Origin of the sequence: Paenibacillus sp. FSL R5-0912 (assembly GCF_000758605.1) — a bacterium.
Taxonomy (GTDB): domain Bacteria; phylum Bacillota; class Bacilli; order Paenibacillales; family Paenibacillaceae; genus Paenibacillus_AQ.
Window position 1 is genome coordinate 3,523,691 of record NZ_CP009282.1, and the last position, 15,330, is coordinate 3,539,020.

General features: G+C 51.2%; 14 protein-coding genes. 10 read left to right on the plus strand and 4 right to left on the minus strand.

Translation table 11 applies throughout. The features are described from left to right. The first annotated feature begins 129 nt into the window (after positions 1–129). Positions 130–720, plus strand: coding sequence for a TetR/AcrR family transcriptional regulator (locus tag R50912_RS14830; protein WP_042235975.1), 591 nt, complete (start codon positions 130–132; stop codon positions 718–720). A 105-nt stretch (positions 721–825) separates the two neighbouring features. Here R50912_RS14830 and R50912_RS14835 read toward each other — a convergent pair whose 3' ends face one another. Continuing rightward, complete coding sequence (locus R50912_RS14835) at positions 826–1,506, minus strand: TIGR00266 family protein (RefSeq protein ID WP_042235978.1); 681 nt, start codon at positions 1,504–1,506, stop codon at positions 826–828. A gap of 260 nt (positions 1,507–1,766) precedes the next feature. Here R50912_RS14835 and R50912_RS14840 point away from each other — a divergent pair, with 260 nt between their 5' ends. Then, positions 1,767–1,979 (plus strand): hypothetical protein, encoded by a 213-nt coding sequence (locus R50912_RS14840; protein WP_042235980.1) that lies wholly within the window; start codon positions 1,767–1,769, stop codon positions 1,977–1,979. A 2-nt stretch (positions 1,980–1,981) separates the two neighbouring features. On the opposite strand, the gene R50912_RS14845 is transcribed toward R50912_RS14840, so the two are convergent. Beyond that, positions 1,982–2,800, minus strand: a complete 819-nt coding sequence (locus tag R50912_RS14845; RefSeq protein ID WP_039303582.1) for a helix-turn-helix domain-containing protein — start codon at positions 2,798–2,800, stop codon at positions 1,982–1,984. A 313-nt stretch (positions 2,801–3,113) separates the two neighbouring features. Between R50912_RS14845 and R50912_RS14850 the strand changes: the two genes are divergently transcribed. Genes R50912_RS14850 through R50912_RS14870 form a run of 5 tightly spaced genes read left to right on the plus strand, consistent with a single transcriptional unit; the run spans position 3,114 to position 8,071 of the window. Continuing rightward, entirely contained in the window at positions 3,114–3,881 is a 768-nt protein-coding gene (locus R50912_RS14850; RefSeq protein ID WP_042235983.1) for a sugar phosphate isomerase/epimerase family protein, read from the plus strand. After that, entirely contained in the window at positions 3,874–4,971 is a 1,098-nt protein-coding gene (locus tag R50912_RS14855) for a Gfo/Idh/MocA family protein (protein ID WP_042235986.1), read from the plus strand. The genes R50912_RS14850 and R50912_RS14855 overlap by 8 nt, the downstream gene beginning before the upstream one ends. Before the next feature lie 48 nt (positions 4,972–5,019). Beyond that, positions 5,020–6,090, plus strand: a complete 1,071-nt coding sequence (locus R50912_RS14860; protein ID WP_042235988.1) for a Gfo/Idh/MocA family protein — start codon at positions 5,020–5,022, stop codon at positions 6,088–6,090. 39 nt (positions 6,091–6,129) lie between these two features. Then, complete coding sequence (locus R50912_RS14865) at positions 6,130–7,098, plus strand: sugar phosphate isomerase/epimerase family protein (protein ID WP_042235990.1); 969 nt, start codon at positions 6,130–6,132, stop codon at positions 7,096–7,098. 1 nt (position 7,099) lies between these two features. After that, positions 7,100–8,071 carry a phosphotransferase family protein gene (locus tag R50912_RS14870; protein ID WP_052416339.1) on the plus strand — a complete coding sequence of 324 codons (972 nt, stop codon included), beginning with the start codon at positions 7,100–7,102 and terminating at the stop codon, positions 8,069–8,071. 151 nt (positions 8,072–8,222) lie between these two features. Here R50912_RS14870 and fabV read toward each other — a convergent pair whose 3' ends face one another. After that, complete coding sequence (gene fabV, locus R50912_RS14875) at positions 8,223–9,419, minus strand: enoyl-ACP reductase FabV (RefSeq protein ID WP_042235992.1); 1,197 nt, start codon at positions 9,417–9,419, stop codon at positions 8,223–8,225. A gap of 764 nt (positions 9,420–10,183) precedes the next feature. On the opposite strand from fabV, the gene R50912_RS14880 reads away from it, so the two are divergent. Continuing rightward, positions 10,184–11,254, plus strand: coding sequence for an ABC transporter ATP-binding protein (locus R50912_RS14880; protein WP_042235994.1), 1,071 nt, complete (start codon positions 10,184–10,186; stop codon positions 11,252–11,254). A 219-nt stretch (positions 11,255–11,473) separates the two neighbouring features. Beyond that, entirely contained in the window at positions 11,474–12,907 is a 1,434-nt protein-coding gene (locus R50912_RS14885) for an arabinan endo-1,5-alpha-L-arabinosidase AbnB (protein ID WP_052416340.1), read from the plus strand. Between the two features lie 116 nt (positions 12,908–13,023). Here R50912_RS14885 and R50912_RS14890 read toward each other — a convergent pair whose 3' ends face one another. Further along, positions 13,024–14,184 (minus strand): MFS transporter, encoded by a 1,161-nt coding sequence (locus tag R50912_RS14890; RefSeq protein WP_042235996.1) that lies wholly within the window; start codon positions 14,182–14,184, stop codon positions 13,024–13,026. A gap of 166 nt (positions 14,185–14,350) precedes the next feature. Between R50912_RS14890 and R50912_RS14895 the strand changes: the two genes are divergently transcribed. Continuing rightward, complete coding sequence (locus R50912_RS14895; protein ID WP_052416341.1) at positions 14,351–15,226, plus strand: LysR family transcriptional regulator; 876 nt, start codon at positions 14,351–14,353, stop codon at positions 15,224–15,226. Positions 15,227–15,330: the final 104 nt, after the last annotated feature.

Sequence of the window (15,330 nt, forward strand, 5' to 3'; positions counted from 1 at the left end):
GGGGCACATCCAAAGACGCGTGGCGGATTTAACAGCCGGCGTCTTTTTATTTAATAGCAGCGGAGAATCAGCGCATTTGCGACTTATGGAGCAGGGATATGAGGCTGGTGCACATGCTATAATGACGTTATGCCAAAAAAAGTGGACCATGACGAACGCCGTAATCATCTGGCGGAGGCGGCTTGGCGGATCATCCGGCGTGATGGTCTGGAAGCTGTATCCGTGCGGAATGTTGCCAGGGAGGCGGGCATGTCGCTGGGATCGCTGCGGCATTATTTTGCCAGCCAATCCGAGCTGCTTGCCTTCTCCATGAGACTGGTGAGTGAACGAAGTTATCAGAGAGTTGAGGTCTTTCAATACTCGGGGAATCCCCGGGAGGATGTGGAGAGGCTGATTCATGAATTAATGCCCATTGATGAAGAGAGGAGAGCGGAAGCGGAGGTCTGGCTGGCTTTTGTCGGACGGGCAGCAGCGGACCCCGCCATACAGGCGCTGAAACAGGAAGTACATAACGGGCTGTATAGCGGCTTCTGCCAGATGATGGAGTACCTGGATGCCGTGAATCTGTTAAGACAGGACCTGGATCTGGACCGCGAAATCAAGACGCTGCATGCATTAGTAGACGGATTGGTCGTCCATAGTGTAATCTATCCCGAAATGGTAACACCGGAAGATATGATTATGCTCATTTCCAGTCATTTCGACAAGCTGATGGCTTAAGTACCCGGTCAAACGCGGATGAATTTCCAAAAAAGATTGAACCTGTGATTCTTCTATTAACAGGTTCAATCTTTTTTAAATTTCGGAATCGGCAGCCCGCCGCTGCTACGGCCGGTTCGGCACGAAGGACTTGATCCACGTCCCGAAGCTTCCGGGATTGCGGGTCTGGACCAGAACAACACCTTCGCCGCGGAACCGGCAGACCAGGGCTTCCCCGCTGGTTAAGCTGTTCAGCCAGCCGGAGGCTGCCTTTTCCACTTTATACTCCATATAATCCGGCCAGGCCACGAGGTGACCGTTATCAATGATCATTTCCTCGCCAGGGCCGAGGTTAATGGCGTGAATGGCTCCGAAGGAGGAGAGGAAGACGGTACCTTTGCCGCTGATTTCTACAATGAAGAAGCCTTCGCCGGAGAATAAACCGCGGGTCAGATTCTGCATTTTGGTGTTTACTTGAATGCCGTGGGTTCCAGCCAGGAAACCATCCTTCTGCACCATCAGCTTGTACGAGCCGTCCAGCTCAATGGCTTGAATATCCCCGATTGCCCCTGGTGAGAGCAGCACTTCACTCTGTCCGCGGGTGGCGGTCAGCTCCTGGAAGAAGAATTTCTCCCCGCTCAGCATCCGGCCGAGGCCCCGCATGAGACCGCCGTCTACCGTTCCTCTCAGCTCCACATTCGGCGACATGGCGACCATCGCCCCCATCTCCGCCTTCACACTTTCTCCTGACTCCAGGACTACCTTCAGCATGGCAAAAGCGCCGTCATACAGCACATCGTATTTCATTGATTTCTCCTCCTGATTCTGCCTATTCAATTCCGGGTATGATGCATGACATTCTTGTACCAGATGCATGTACCTTGCCCATCAAGAATACTGTAACAAGCTGCTCCGCTGCAAGCCGGGGACAAGGCCGCGTAAGCTCGCCATAGGGTAATCGACTATTATAGTTAATTATACCGGGCAGTAGTGTGGTGATTATGTTAATATTAAAATAACAGTACCGCATGTACTGAATAAGCTTATGGCAAGGAGTGTTACCGCATATGGCACGTACACGCACGCAAAAAGCTCTGCTGAAGGCAGAACGCTCCGGCACCTGGTGTGCCGAAAGAAACCGCAGGATGAATCAGGATTACGGCGCCATCTCCCAGCATGTACGAATGACACCCGGCAAGCGCCAGCAATTGAATAAAGTCAAACACAAGGAGCGGATCTATAATGATGGCGCTCCTTTTGCATGCCTCCTGGTCTCCTGACCTTACGCCTGCGCCCTGCTATGGATACGGTACTGCTTGGGTGACATTCCGAACCGGCTGCGGAAGACACGGTGGAAGTACGTATAATTGGCAAACCCGCAAGTTTCAGAGACATGCTCCAGCGGCATCGGACTGAAGGTGATCTTCTCCCTCGCCATATCCAGCCGGACGTCATTTACATATTTCACAATCGTAGTGCCGAACGCCTCTTTGAACAGATGAACCGCGCGGGAGACGGAAATATCGACATGGCCGGCCACATCCTCCAGACGGAAGGCGTACGCGGCATGCTCCTCGACATATTGCTTCATCCGGTAAGCAAGATAGGCCTTGGGTGAAATTGCCGGCTGCTCGGACATTAGCCTGTCAATTTCCATACATAGAATCTGCAGATAACACGCGGAGATATCCGGTGAAGAATCCGATAAACGGCGCTGCTCCAGTACAAGCTGGCGGAACAGGCCAAGAATATGATCGCTGAGCGGCAGACGGAGTACGGCCGGACGATGCTTGCGTCCCCACCATTCTTCAATCCAGGGACCGCTGCAGAAAATATGATAGTCGCCGCTCTCAATCCGCGGCTTGCCGACAGGGTAGACTTCCTTGTCAATACTTAAATAGTAGGGATCAGTCGGTGCGAACAGCATCAGATTGCCGCTCTCGACAGTAGTGATGACTCCGCCTTCCATCGTCCGGCTGCGTCCTTCGGTCTGGAGGCGCAGCAGATAATACTGGACGCCTTCGCTGCGGGACATATGAAACGGCTTGCGGTGGAAGGAGAATCCGGCGGATAGGATGTGGCAGGCTGCGTTAGGTGTCATGAGTCCTCCTGGTTGTTAAATGATAAGCAGATTGTTCATGTTTTAATCATATTATTCATTTTATTATATACGCTTTCATATTACCATGTACCTAAGCAAAAAAACATACAAATGATGTGGGGGAGGCTGTATTGCGGCTCTGATCGCTACATAGGCAAACACTGGACGCAGCGGATGGCAGATAGACAGCTATATTCCATCCTATGTTTACAGCCCGTTTGTTCAGGTGGAATGCCTGGCATAGGTGCGGGCAAAGGGCGGTGGCGGCAAGATCAGTCTGACTCTCGGATCAAACTTAGGAGTGAGAGCAATAATGTTGAAGGTAGGACTTCAGCTGTATACGCTGAGAGACGAACTGGAACAGGATTTCGAAGGGACAATACGCAAGGTTGCCGAACTGGGCTATAGCGGTGTGGAATTCTTCCACTATTTCGGCCGGACGGCCGGGCAGGTGAAGGCACTGCTTGAGGAAACAGGACTCGCTGCTCTCGGAGCACATCGCCCGTATGATGTTATGCTGAACAATACGGAACAGGAAATCAGCTTCAATCTGGAGATTGGCAACCGTAATCTGATCGTGCCTTTTCTGACGGAAGAACAGCGCAATTGGCCTGAAGTGGCTAAGAACCTGCAACTGATCGGCGACAAATGCCGGGCAGGCGGGGCGGTTCTTTCTTATCATAATCATGATTTTGAATTTACTGAGAAGGTGGGCGGCCTTACTGCTTTTGACTATCTGTTCGAACAGGTGCCTGCTGAACAGCTTCAAGTGGAAATGGATACATGCTGGGTGTATTTTGGCGGATATGATCCGGTAGAATACATCAATAAATACGCAGGACGGCTGCCGATCATCCACCTCAAGGACCTGAAGAAACGCGAAGACGGATCTCCGGAGACTGTTGTACTGGGTGAAGGCGAAGTCAATCTGGCTGCTATCATTGAAGCGGCTGCTGCGGCTGGTGTGGAATGGGCAGTGGTTGAACAGGATTATTGCAGCCGTTCACCGCTTGCCAGTGTAGCTGACAGTTTGAATTGGATCAAATCATATGGTAATCAAGGAGGAAATATTCATGTCTAACGAACTCAAAATTGCTATTATCGGTTGCGGTGGTATCGCAAACGGCAAACATATGCCAAGTCTTTCCCGTCAGGCGGATGCCGAAATGGTGGCATTCTGTGACATCGTAGAAGAACGTGCCCAAGAGGCTGCCAAGACTTATGGCGCTGAAGGCGCTGCTGTCTTCACTGATTTCCGTGAGATGCTGGCCGCTGGCGGATTCGACATCGTGCATGTATGCACACCAAACGACAGCCACTCCGAGATCACTGTGGCCGCCCTCGAAGCCGGCAATCACGTGCTGTGCGAGAAGCCGATGGCAAAGACCACTGCGCAGGCGAAGGAGATGCTGGATGCCGCCAAGCGTACAGGAAAGAAATTGTCCATTGCCTATCAGAACCGTTTCCGCGCAGACAGCGATTATCTGAAGGGGCTGTGCGAGAGCGGTGAACTCGGCGATATCTATTACGGTAAGGCTATTGCGCTTCGCCGCCGTGCCGTTCCGACTTGGGGCGTATTCCTGGATGAAGAGAAGCAGGGCGGCGGACCGCTGATCGATATCGGTACACATGCACTGGATCTGACGCTCTGGCTGATGGATAACTACAAACCGCGTATGGTTGTAGGCTCCACCTTCCATAAGCTGGGCCAGAAGAAGAATGCGGCGAATGCCTTCGGTCCATGGGATCCGGAACAATTCAAGGTTGAAGATTCCGCATTCGGCTTCATTACAATGGAGAACGGTGCTACAATTGTGCTTGAAGCCAGCTGGGCGCTGAATGTGTCAGAATTTGGTGAAGCCAAGACAATGCTCGCCGGCACGGAGGGCGGAGCAGACATGAAGGACGGCCTGCGTCTGAACGGCGAACGTGCCGGACGCCTGTACGAAACCAAGGTTGATCTTGGATCAGGCGGAGTAGCGTTCTACTCCGGTGCTGCTGAGACTGAAGCTGACCGTGAAGCGCGTCTGTGGCTGGAAGCGGTAAGAGAAGATAAAGATCCGGTTGTATTGCCGGAGCAGGCTTTTGTTGTTACCCAGATCCTTGAAGCAGTGTATGAATCAGCACGTACCGGACGGGCCGTTTATTTTGACGGAAGTTCTGACAACTAAGAGCACCTCCGGTTCACGCGACTATTAGAGAAAACAGGAGTGGAATCCATGAGTTCAATCAAACATACTGTAGTTATCGTTGGTTACGGCGGAATGGGAAGCTATCACACGCAATTAATCAAAGAAAGTGACCGCGTGATAGTGAGCGGAGCCTTCGATCTGCTGGAAGACCGGCGCGCTCTGGCTGCCGAAGCAGGTTACACCGCTTATTCCAGCTATGAGGAAGTACTGGCAGATCCGGAGGTGGACATTATTCTGATCGCTACACCGAATGATGTCCACAAGGACATTGCTGTTCGTGCATTTCAGGCGGGTAAGCATGTGGTCTGTGAGAAGCCGGTGGCCATGTCTTCGGCCGAATTTACCGAGATGCAGGCAGCGGCAGATGCGGCCGGACGTGTGCTGATGGTACACCAGAACAGACGCTGGGATGAGGATTTCCGCGTAATCAAGGAGATGTATGAGAAGGAGACGATTGGATCACTCTTCCAGCTTGAGTCCCGGGTGCATGGTGCTAACGGAATTCCCGGCGACTGGCGTCATGTGAAGGCGCAGGGCGGAGGGATGTTGCTGGACTGGGGCGTTCATCTGCTGGATCAGCTGCTGTTCATGATTGACAGCAAAGTCACAAGCGTCAGCAGCAGTCTGAGCTTTATTCTCGGCAATGATGTAGATGACGGTTTCGAGGCCAGCCTGCAGTTTGAGAACGGGATCAAGGCTATCGTTGAGGTCGGAACCACCAACTTCATCACGCTGCCAAGATGGTATGTGAAGGGGCTTGAGGGGACAGCTATTATTGAGGACTGGTCTCTGAGAGGAAGAATGATCACCCGTAACCACGCATCTGAGAAAATAGAACCGACACCGATCCGTGCAGGTGTTGGCTTGACCAAGACGATGGCTCCGCCTTCAGAAGGCTCGACAATTACCGAAGACCTGCCGGCGGCGTCTGAGCTGTCCTCCAGCTTCTATGACAATCTGGCTGCAGTAATCGAAGGAACAGCAGAACCGATTGTCAAGAACGCTGAGGTGCTGCGTGTGCTTGTTCTGATTGAAGCCATCTTTGAAGCGGCAGAGAAGAATGAGACCATTAAGAATTTCGATATCTACGGAGCATAACAAGATACGAGAAGAGATCAGGGAGAGGTGGCAACATCAATGAAACTTGGAGTATTTATGGTATTGTTCGGCGGCCGCAAGCTGGAGGAAGCACTGGATTATGTGGCATCCAAAGGTCTGAAGGCCGTTGAGATCGGCACCGGAGGTTACCCCGGTAACAGCCATTGCGATCCGAAGCTGCTGCTTGAGAATGAAGCAGCGCTTAAGGAATTCAAGCATGCAGTAGAATCCCGCGGTCTGATGATCAGTGCGCTTAGCTGCCACGGCAATCCGCTGCATCCGCAGAAGGAGCTGGCAGCCAAGGACCATGAGGATTTCGTGAACACGGTTAAGCTGGCACAGAAGCTGGGTGTTAAGGTTGTGAATACCTTCTCCGGCTGTCCCGGCGATCATGAAGGCGCGAAATATCCGAACTGGCCGGTTGCGCCATGGCCGAATGATTACCAGGAGATTCTGACCTGGCAGTGGGAGAACAAAGTGATCCCTTATTGGACGGAGCAGGCTGCTTTTGCAATTGAGCATGATGTGAAGATTGGCCTTGAACTGCACGGAGGATTCTCGGTGCATACGCCAGCTACGCTGCTGAGACTAAGAGAAGCTGCAGGGGAAGCCATTGGCGCGAACCTGGACCCGAGCCATATGTGGTGGCAGGGGATTGATCCGGTGCAGGCGATTCATATTCTGGGCCGTGAAGGTGCAATTCATCACTTCCATGCGAAGGATACAGTGATCGATCCGGTTAATGTCAACAAGCATGGTCTGACCGATATGCAGTCCTATACGAATATGCTTGACCGCGCGTGGCAGTTCCGTTCCGTAGGCTACGGACATGATGTCAAGGTGTGGGCGGACATGATGAGCGCGCTCCGCCTTGTAGGATACGACTATGTGGTCAGCATTGAACACGAAGACGGCCTGATGTCCATTGAGGAAGGGTTCTCCAAGGCTGTAGACAATCTCCGCCAGGTACTCATTGAAGAGCCTCTTTCCGAGATGTGGTGGGTTTAACGTGGTGGAGAGCTTCACCAAGGTCAAGCTGAATGACCAGCAGCTGAGTCTTTTGACAGCAAGCGCCTTCGGTGCAGATTCAGCAGTTGTCGGCAGCAAAGAGCTGACCGGAGGTTTCTTTAATACAGGATATGATCTGGAGCTAAGCGATGGACGGTCGGTCATCCTTAAGGTTGCTCCAGGGCCGGAGACAGCGGTGCTCAGCTATGAGAAGGATATTATGCGTGCTGAGGTGGAAGCTCTCCGCCTGGTCCGTGCCGCAGGCGGAATTCCTGTGCCTGAAGTCTACAGTTATGATGAGAGCCTGCAGCTGATTCCATGCCCCTATTTCTTCATGGAGAAAGTAGCAGGCGAACCTTACATTGATGTGAAGGAGAGCCTGTCCGCTGAGCAAAGAGCTTCTATTGAGTACGAGCTCGGACGGTATCAGCGGCTGATCAATGAAATCAAAGGGTCGGCCTTCGGTCTGTTCAGCGGGGGTGCTGCTAGTGCCGGAGCATCCTGGCGGGAGACCTTCAGAACGATGATGGGGAATGTTCTCCAGGATGCCCGGAGACTGAATGCAGTGTTACCTGTATCTGAAGCTGAGATTGAGCAGGCGCTGGAGCGTTATCTGCCTGCGCTGGATGAGGTGACACAGCCGCGTCTTGTTCACTGGGATTTATGGAACGGCAACATTTTTGTGCAGGATGGCGTGATCGTATCCATTATTGACTGGGAGCGGGCGCTTTGGGGTGATGTGCTTCAGGAGTATTATTTCCGGCATTTCGAGAACTCGGAAGCGTTTTTTGAGGGTTATGGGACAGCACTCAACAGTCCGAATGAAGTGCTGCGGAAGCGGTTGTACGACCTGTATCTGGATCTTATTATGGTTATTGAGTGTTATTCGCGCCAATATAAGGATGAGAATCATGTGAACTGGACGCGTGATAATCTGGCGGAGACCTGGAAGCTGTTCTCGGCTGCAGAATAAGCTTAAGTCCTAAAGAATACAACGGTTTCTTGCATAAACGTGTCTGGTGCGAAAGCGTGCACAGGAAGCGGTGACGTTAATACACACACAGGAGGCCGGTTCTCTTATGAGAATCCGGCCTCCTGCATTTGTATTTCCGGAGATACTCCGGTTAGCCGCAGTACCTGTTACGGACAGGTACGACAGGATCAATATCGGCTTCATAATCGACGCCTTCGGCCTCAAATCCGAACAGCTGGAAGAATTCGCGTCTGTAGCCTTGCAGGTCGGTACATTCATAGACATTCTCCGTGCTTAGCTTGGGCCAGATGCGGTCCACTTCTGTCTGCACTGCGGGGCTCATCTCATGATCATCAATCCGGATGCGCCCTTGTCCGTCTACCGGAGTCCCTTCCGGGTTGTACAGGAAACCGGTATACAGCCGGTATGCTTGTTCGATGCAGCCTTCATGCAGTCCCTGTTCTTTCATAACCTTGTAGAGAACGGAGATGTAGAGCGGAACTACAGGGATCGCCGAGCTGGACTGGGTGACCAGGCCCTTGCTGACTGCTATATAAGCGCGGCCTCCGCCTGGTGATAATTGGGCATTCAGTTCTAAGGCTGTGGCTTCCAGATGATCCTTAGCCCGGCCGATGGTGCCGTCGCGGTAGACGGCCTGTGTAAGCTCCGAACCTATATAGGAGAAGGCGAAAGTGACCGCATCTGCCGCCAGAGCACCGGAATTCCGGAGCGCTTCAATCCAGAGCTGCCAGTCTTCTCCGCCCATCACATGAACCGTGTCATCGATTTCAGCTTCGGTGGCAGGTTCAATCTGTACAGTGCTTAGTTCTCCGGTATGGAAATTGACCGTTGTATTGATATAGGTGCTGCCGATCGGCTTCAATACAGAATGATGTACTGCTCCGGTCTGCGGGTCTGTTCTGCGTGCCGAGGCTACGCTGTAGATGACAAGATCAACCTGTCCGAGCTCACTGCGGATCAACTCTATGGTCCGTTCTTTCGTTTCTGCGGTAAAAGCGTCACCGCATACGCTGTAGGAGCGCAGGCCGGCCGTATAGGCCATTTCCTCAAAAGCTGCGGAATTATACCAGCCTGCGGAGGCCGTCCGCGTCTCGCTGGCTGTGCTGGGTCTGTATACACCTACAGTTGCTGCTCCTGCACCGAAGGCTGCTGCAATCCTGACTGCAAGTCCATACCCGGTTGAAGCCCCGATAACGAGTACATTGCGGGGGCCGGTAAATCTACCCTGATTTTGTACATAGTTCACTTGCTGCTGTACCTGATGTGCACAGCCTGCGGGGTGGGCAGTCGTACAGATGAAACCGCGCGTTCTGGGTTTTATGATCATTATAATATTTACCTCGCTTTCATCGATGGTTGCAGGGATTGTAGAATGGAGAGGATCTGCCTGATTCAGAGTGAGTATTTTCTCATGGTGAACCTCTCAGGGGATCGTTATAATGAAGTGAAGAAACATCTGAGCTGCCAGATCAAGCTGTATGATTGCTATATTGATCTAATTTACTTCATTGAATGTTATTCCCGCAAGTAAGACAGGGACGACGGCCAACTGGAAGGGGCCAGTGGCAATTTGCTTGAGGTTGAGGCATGGGGGAACAAACAATCGTCCAGCTATATCAGCGTCGCCCTCTCCGTCATTGCGGAAGCGCCTGGCGCCTATGATGGCATGCCACCAGGAATTTTGCTATGGATGTGCTCTTCGTGTATATTCTGATAGTGGGGGTAACCTTCACACATTTGGCACAAGTATTGTTCTAGGCTGTATCCCCCGGGTGTAGTGACAGCCGTGCTCGTAGCATTGCCGCACGCTATAAATACTTTTAACCGCCTGCAGTATGAGAATATTGTCAGCGAAGCTAACATAGGGTGGTCGGTGCTGCTCATGCTGATCCTGACACCACTGCTTGTATGGGGCTTGATGTAGTACGGGACAAGACATAACCGCACCTGAGAATGATGATTTGTTACGGTGACGTTTTCAGAAAAATCTTGACGTGACCCCCTAGTGATAGATAAAATAATATTATTGCGTGTTTTTTGACTACTGAGAATTATTATCATAATTTGAAAAGAAGCAGAGAGGGTGACAGGATGGAGCGCCTTTTAGAGGTAAAAGACCTAGCTATATCATTCAGAACACGCGGAGGAGAAGTCCAAGCAATCCGTGGTGTCAGCTTTCATGTAAATAAAGGGGAGACTCTGGCGATTGTAGGTGAATCCGGTTCCGGTAAGAGCGTAACCTCACAAGCAGTCATGAAGCTGGTTCCTCAGCCTGCGGGCGAATATAAGCGTGGACAGATTCTGTTCGATGGACAAGATCTGATCGGCAAGAATGAGAAGCAAATGCAAAAAATCCGCGGCAAGGAAATCGGAATGATCTTCCAGGATCCGATGACCTCGCTGAATCCGATGATGAAGGTCGGCAGACAGATTACCGAAGTTTTGTTCAAGCATGAGAAAATTTCTAAGGATGCTGCCTACAAACGCGGCATTGAGCTGCTTAATCTGGTGGGAATTCCTTCTCCTGAACGCCGTTTCCAGCAGTACCCGCATGAGTTCAGCGGCGGGATGCGTCAACGTGTCGTAATCGCTATGGCTCTTGCCGCTAACCCTAAGCTTCTGATTGCCGATGAGCCGACAACCGCGCTCGATGTAACCATTCAGGCCCAGATTCTGGATCTGATGAAGGACCTGCAGAAGAAGATTGATACAGCGATCATTTTCATCACCCATGACCTTGGGGTTGTGGCGAGAATGGCTGACCGCGTAGCAGTTATGTATGCCGGACAAATTGTGGAAATGGGTACAGCGGAAGAGATCTTCTATGACCCGAGACACCCGTATACTTGGGGCTTGCTGGCTTCCATGCCAAGTCTTGAGAGCAAGGGATCTCTGCTGACAGCGATTCCGGGCACACCTCCAGATCTGATTAAGCCGCCTAAGGGTGATGCCTTCGCACTGCGGAGCACATATGCTATGGCGATTGACATGGAGAAAGAACCGCCAATGTACAAGGTTTCCGATACTCATCTTGTGAAGTCCTGGCTGATGCATCCGATGGCACCCGCGGTAGAACCGCCGGCTGTCGTGAAGAAGCAGCGCCGCGTTTTGAGCAACACCTATCCGGAGCCGGTTCTAGTGCAGAACAGCAGCGAGTATTAAGAACAGGGCTATAGCACATACTATTAAGATTAGCGTCAGGCCGATTGCGGCTTGGCGCTTTTTTGCCTTTCAGGACCACACCTAGAACATGCATGACGGGTTTTCCAGACTTTATAGTTTAAATAAACCTAAAACAATATTAATAAGTATAAATAAAAATCTTGACTATTTGGTCTGTGCGCAGCAAAATGTAAGGGTATACATAAGGGGGGTTATAACTTGATAACAAGAACGCTAACCGCTTTGATATCCTTAGCTTTGCTGTCTGCCTGCAGCGGCGGGAATGCTGTAAGCACACCTGAATTTGAGAATGTATCGGTACACGATCCATCCGTGATCAAGGCTGACGATGCTTATTATGTGTTTGGTTCGCATTTGGCATCGGCCAATTCTAAAGATCTGATGTCGTGGACTCAGGTTTCCTCCGGGGTAACGGATGGCAACGTGCTTATCCCCAATGTAACGGAGGAACTCAGTGAGACTCTCAACTGGGCACAATCGGACACCCTGTGGGCGCCTGATGTCATTCAGCTGGCGGACGGGAAATTCTATATGTATTACGATGCCTGCCGGGGAGATTCACCGTTGTCGGCACTTGGCATCGCAGTCGCTGACAAGGTCGATGGTGCTTATAAGAATAAGGGAATTATTCTTAAGTCGGGAATGGCCGGCATCGGGGATGACGGTGAGGTCTATGATGCCACAGAGAAGCCGAATGTAGTAGACCCTGATGTGTTTTTTGATAAGGAAGGCAAGCTGTGGATGGTCTATGGCTCGTATTCCGGAGGCATCTTCATTCTGGAACTGGACCCGGCTACGGGATTTCCGCTGGCAGACCAAGGGTATGGGAAGAAGCTGCTGGGGTCGAATCATGCCCGGATAGAAGGGCCTTATATGCTGTACAGTCCGGAGACGGATTACTACTACTTGTTCCTGTCTTACGGAGGGCTAGATGCGAATGGCGGCTATAATATCCGTGTTGCCCGCTCCAAGCAACCGGATGGACCGTTTGAGGATTCTGAAGGCAAAGCTATGATTGACGCGCAGGGGACACCTGGTGTTCTGTTTGATGATCCGGCGTATGCCCCTTACGGGGTGAAGCTGATGGGGAATTATGAGTTCCTGAATACAGATCAGGAACTCTCAGCCAGCGGTGCAGGGTATGTCTCTCCCGGACATAACTCGGCATATTACAATGAGAAGAGCGGGCAGTATTATCTAATATTTCATACCCGGTTCCCGTATCTTGGCGAGCAGCATGAAGTGCGGGTGCACCAGATGTTCCTGAACGAAGCGGGCTGGCCGGTAGTGGCGCCCCACCGCTACAGCGGGGAGAAGATCGGCAAGTATTCCGGTAAGGATGTGGCCGGCGAGTACAAATATATCAATCACGGCAAAGATATTTCCGCTGAGATTGTAGAGTCGCAGCTTCTTAAGCTGAACACAGACGGGACGATAAGCGGTACAGTAACAGGCACATGGAGCCTGGGTGATGAGCATAATGCAAAGCTGACTATAGACGGGACGGAGTATAGCGGCGTGTTCCTGCGTGAATGGAATGAAGCAACCGCCAGCAACGTAATGACATTCACGGCATTGTCGGCGGAAGGCATCTCAGTCTGGGGAAGCCATGTATCCCCACAGAACAAGTGAATTTATCCCGGTCAAAGCTATTGTAAGCAGAAATATAAAGTAAAGGGATCACCTGTTATACGAAACAGCGGCAGCAAAGGACGAACTATAGTCCCTGGCTGCCGCTGTTTTTTATTCTAGAGAACTTTTTTGTTCCCAATTGCCAATTGAACGATAATCTGAAGCACGATGATGCCAGCCAAACCATAGAATGCTTGTACGAAGCTGCCCGTAGCATCGTAGTACCAGCCCATGGCCAGCGGCCCAAGCGCTCCGAGAATATAACCGCCGGATTGAGTCATTGCAGACCAGCTACTGGCTTCCTGGGCGTTGCTTGTTTCATCAATGGGCAACATTAATGCAATCGGGAACAGTCCGCCCGCACCAATACCGAGCGGGACCGCTGCGAGCCAAGGGCTAACGGATAGGTTCAGCATCAGGACACCGGTCAACTCCATTAACGCACACCCGACAAGCCAGAATACACGTCTTTGGTAGCGGTGTACAAGCATGGGAATGAACAACGTAGCGGGCAGCGATATCAATGTGAATAAGGTTTGGATGTTTCCGGCCGTCTCCTGGCTGTACCCCTGGCTTTGGATGGCTGGTGCGAGCCAGGCGGTTAAGGAATAGAAGATCGCTGCCATCAGCCCGAAGAATAGGGTCAGCACCCAGGCACGCCTGTTTTTCACCGGAAGAGGTGCATCAAGTACACTCTTATTTATACCGGATTGTCGGTCTGTGTGCGCAGACCAGGCTAACCGCAACCAGACAGGCAATGCAACGGCTGCGGGGAATGCCCATACAGCAAGTGAACTCCTCCATGATCCCCCCAGCAGATGCTGAAGCAGAACCGATAGTCCCACACTAATGCTCGCCCCCGCCACCATCGCTGAAGAGTAGATCCCTACCATGGCTGCCACCCGGTCAGGGAAATGCTGTTTAATGAAGCTGGACAACAGCGGTCCTGCCAATGCAATCCCTACACCCGACAGAAAAGAAGTGAACATTATCAATGGAGTAGTACCCACAAACCAGCGTAATCCCGTACCCAGCCCGATGAGGATTAGAGCCAGAACAATGGCCCCTTCGTTTCCCCACCTTCTGCTTAATCTAACGGAGAACGGAGCAAATAGGCCCATACACAATACCGGAAGTGTGGTTAAGAGACTGGCGGTAATCCCGCTTATACCCAGATCATTTTGTATGGTGCTCATTAGAGGAGAAATGGATGTAATAGGCGGCCGTAAATTCAGTGAAGCCAGGATAAGCGCCAAGACGATGTAAAAAAGTTTCATTCTGAATCTCCTCATGGTAGTAGTATTGTGGCTTTCACCCGTGAGCATGAGCCCGTGACAGAGCATTGGGGGATGCACGGTTAAGTATAGAATCATTAGAATGATTGAACAATACTATTGTTTCTATTAAAATGATTACTAAAACCAATGATTGGAGGTGGCTGATATGGAGATTCGTCAGATGGAAAACTTCATTGCGGTGTGCGAGGCGCTTCATTTCACACGGGCAGCTGAGAAGCTTGGCATATCCCAACCTACCCTGAGTCAACAAATACGTGCGCTGGAGGATGAACTCGGCGTTCCCTTATTCGACCGGGTCGGCAAAAGGATTGTGATGACACAGGCAGGAAATCTGTTTCTGGAGCACTGTGTACAGATGATCCGTCATTTACAGAATACCAGGGATGCATTAGCTGAATTCCGCAATGATCAGCGGGGCCGACTGGTAATCGGGGTTCTCCCTTCCGATCTGGACTACCGGATTACTCCTTTGCTGGCAGATTTTCATACCCGGTTCCCGAAGGTGCAGCTGAAGGTTGTCTCTTCGGTCTTCGTCTTGAATCAAGTGCTGGAGAATGAAGTAGACATCGGCATCGACGTCTTGTCTGCTCCTGATGACCGGCTTATACGCATTTCTTTGTGCAGTGAAGAATATGTGCTCGTCGTTTCCGAGAATCATGATTGGGCGAAGCGAAGTTCAATTGGTATCCGGGAGCTGCGTGATATCCAAACGGTGATGTTCCCCGAAGGATTTACAGGCCGAGAACTGGTGGATAACTATTGCCGTAAATATGGCTTCAGCTTAAATACGATCATGGAGATCAGTTCGGCCACTTCCATTATTAGCCTGGTAAAAGCCAATGTCGGAGGAACCCTGCTGCCGTATCCTCTGATCCAAGCGATGAATGAACCGACACTGCGCTGCATCCGAATTACAGATGATCCGCCATACCGTCACTTTGAGATCATTCACCGGTCAGACCGGTTTCTGACTCAATCGGCCAAGGCATTTATTGAGAAAACTATTGCGTATTTCAATTGATTTATATGCAGATCTTGATAGGGTAACTTCTTATAAAATCATCCTATAATACAACATTTCTCTGATCCTGCCGAACACCCGGCTACTAATCGGTCAGAGTTGCA

What these genes read in the sequence shown, in the direction of transcription:
- R50912_RS14830 (WP_042235975.1), top strand. Translation starts at nt 130, where the DNA reads ATGCCAAAAAAAGTGGACCATGACGAACGCCGTAATCATCTGGCGGAG.
- R50912_RS14835 (WP_042235978.1), bottom strand. Translation starts at nt 1,506, where the DNA reads ATGAAATACGATGTGCTGTATGACGGCGCTTTTGCCATGCTGAAGGTA.
- R50912_RS14840 (WP_042235980.1), top strand. Translation starts at nt 1,767, where the DNA reads ATGGCACGTACACGCACGCAAAAAGCTCTGCTGAAGGCAGAACGCTCC.
- R50912_RS14845 (WP_039303582.1), bottom strand. Translation starts at nt 2,800, where the DNA reads ATGACACCTAACGCAGCCTGCCACATCCTATCCGCCGGATTCTCCTTC.
- R50912_RS14850 (WP_042235983.1), top strand. Translation starts at nt 3,114, where the DNA reads ATGTTGAAGGTAGGACTTCAGCTGTATACGCTGAGAGACGAACTGGAA.
- R50912_RS14855 (WP_042235986.1), top strand. Translation starts at nt 3,874, where the DNA reads ATGTCTAACGAACTCAAAATTGCTATTATCGGTTGCGGTGGTATCGCA.
- R50912_RS14860 (WP_042235988.1), top strand. Translation starts at nt 5,020, where the DNA reads ATGAGTTCAATCAAACATACTGTAGTTATCGTTGGTTACGGCGGAATG.
- R50912_RS14865 (WP_042235990.1), top strand. Translation starts at nt 6,130, where the DNA reads ATGAAACTTGGAGTATTTATGGTATTGTTCGGCGGCCGCAAGCTGGAG.
- fabV (WP_042235992.1), bottom strand. Translation starts at nt 9,419, where the DNA reads ATGATCATAAAACCCAGAACGCGCGGTTTCATCTGTACGACTGCCCAC.
- R50912_RS14880 (WP_042235994.1), top strand. Translation starts at nt 10,184, where the DNA reads ATGGAGCGCCTTTTAGAGGTAAAAGACCTAGCTATATCATTCAGAACA.
- R50912_RS14890 (WP_042235996.1), bottom strand. Translation starts at nt 14,184, where the DNA reads ATGAAACTTTTTTACATCGTCTTGGCGCTTATCCTGGCTTCACTGAAT.
- R50912_RS14895 (WP_052416341.1), top strand. Translation starts at nt 14,351, where the DNA reads ATGGAGATTCGTCAGATGGAAAACTTCATTGCGGTGTGCGAGGCGCTT.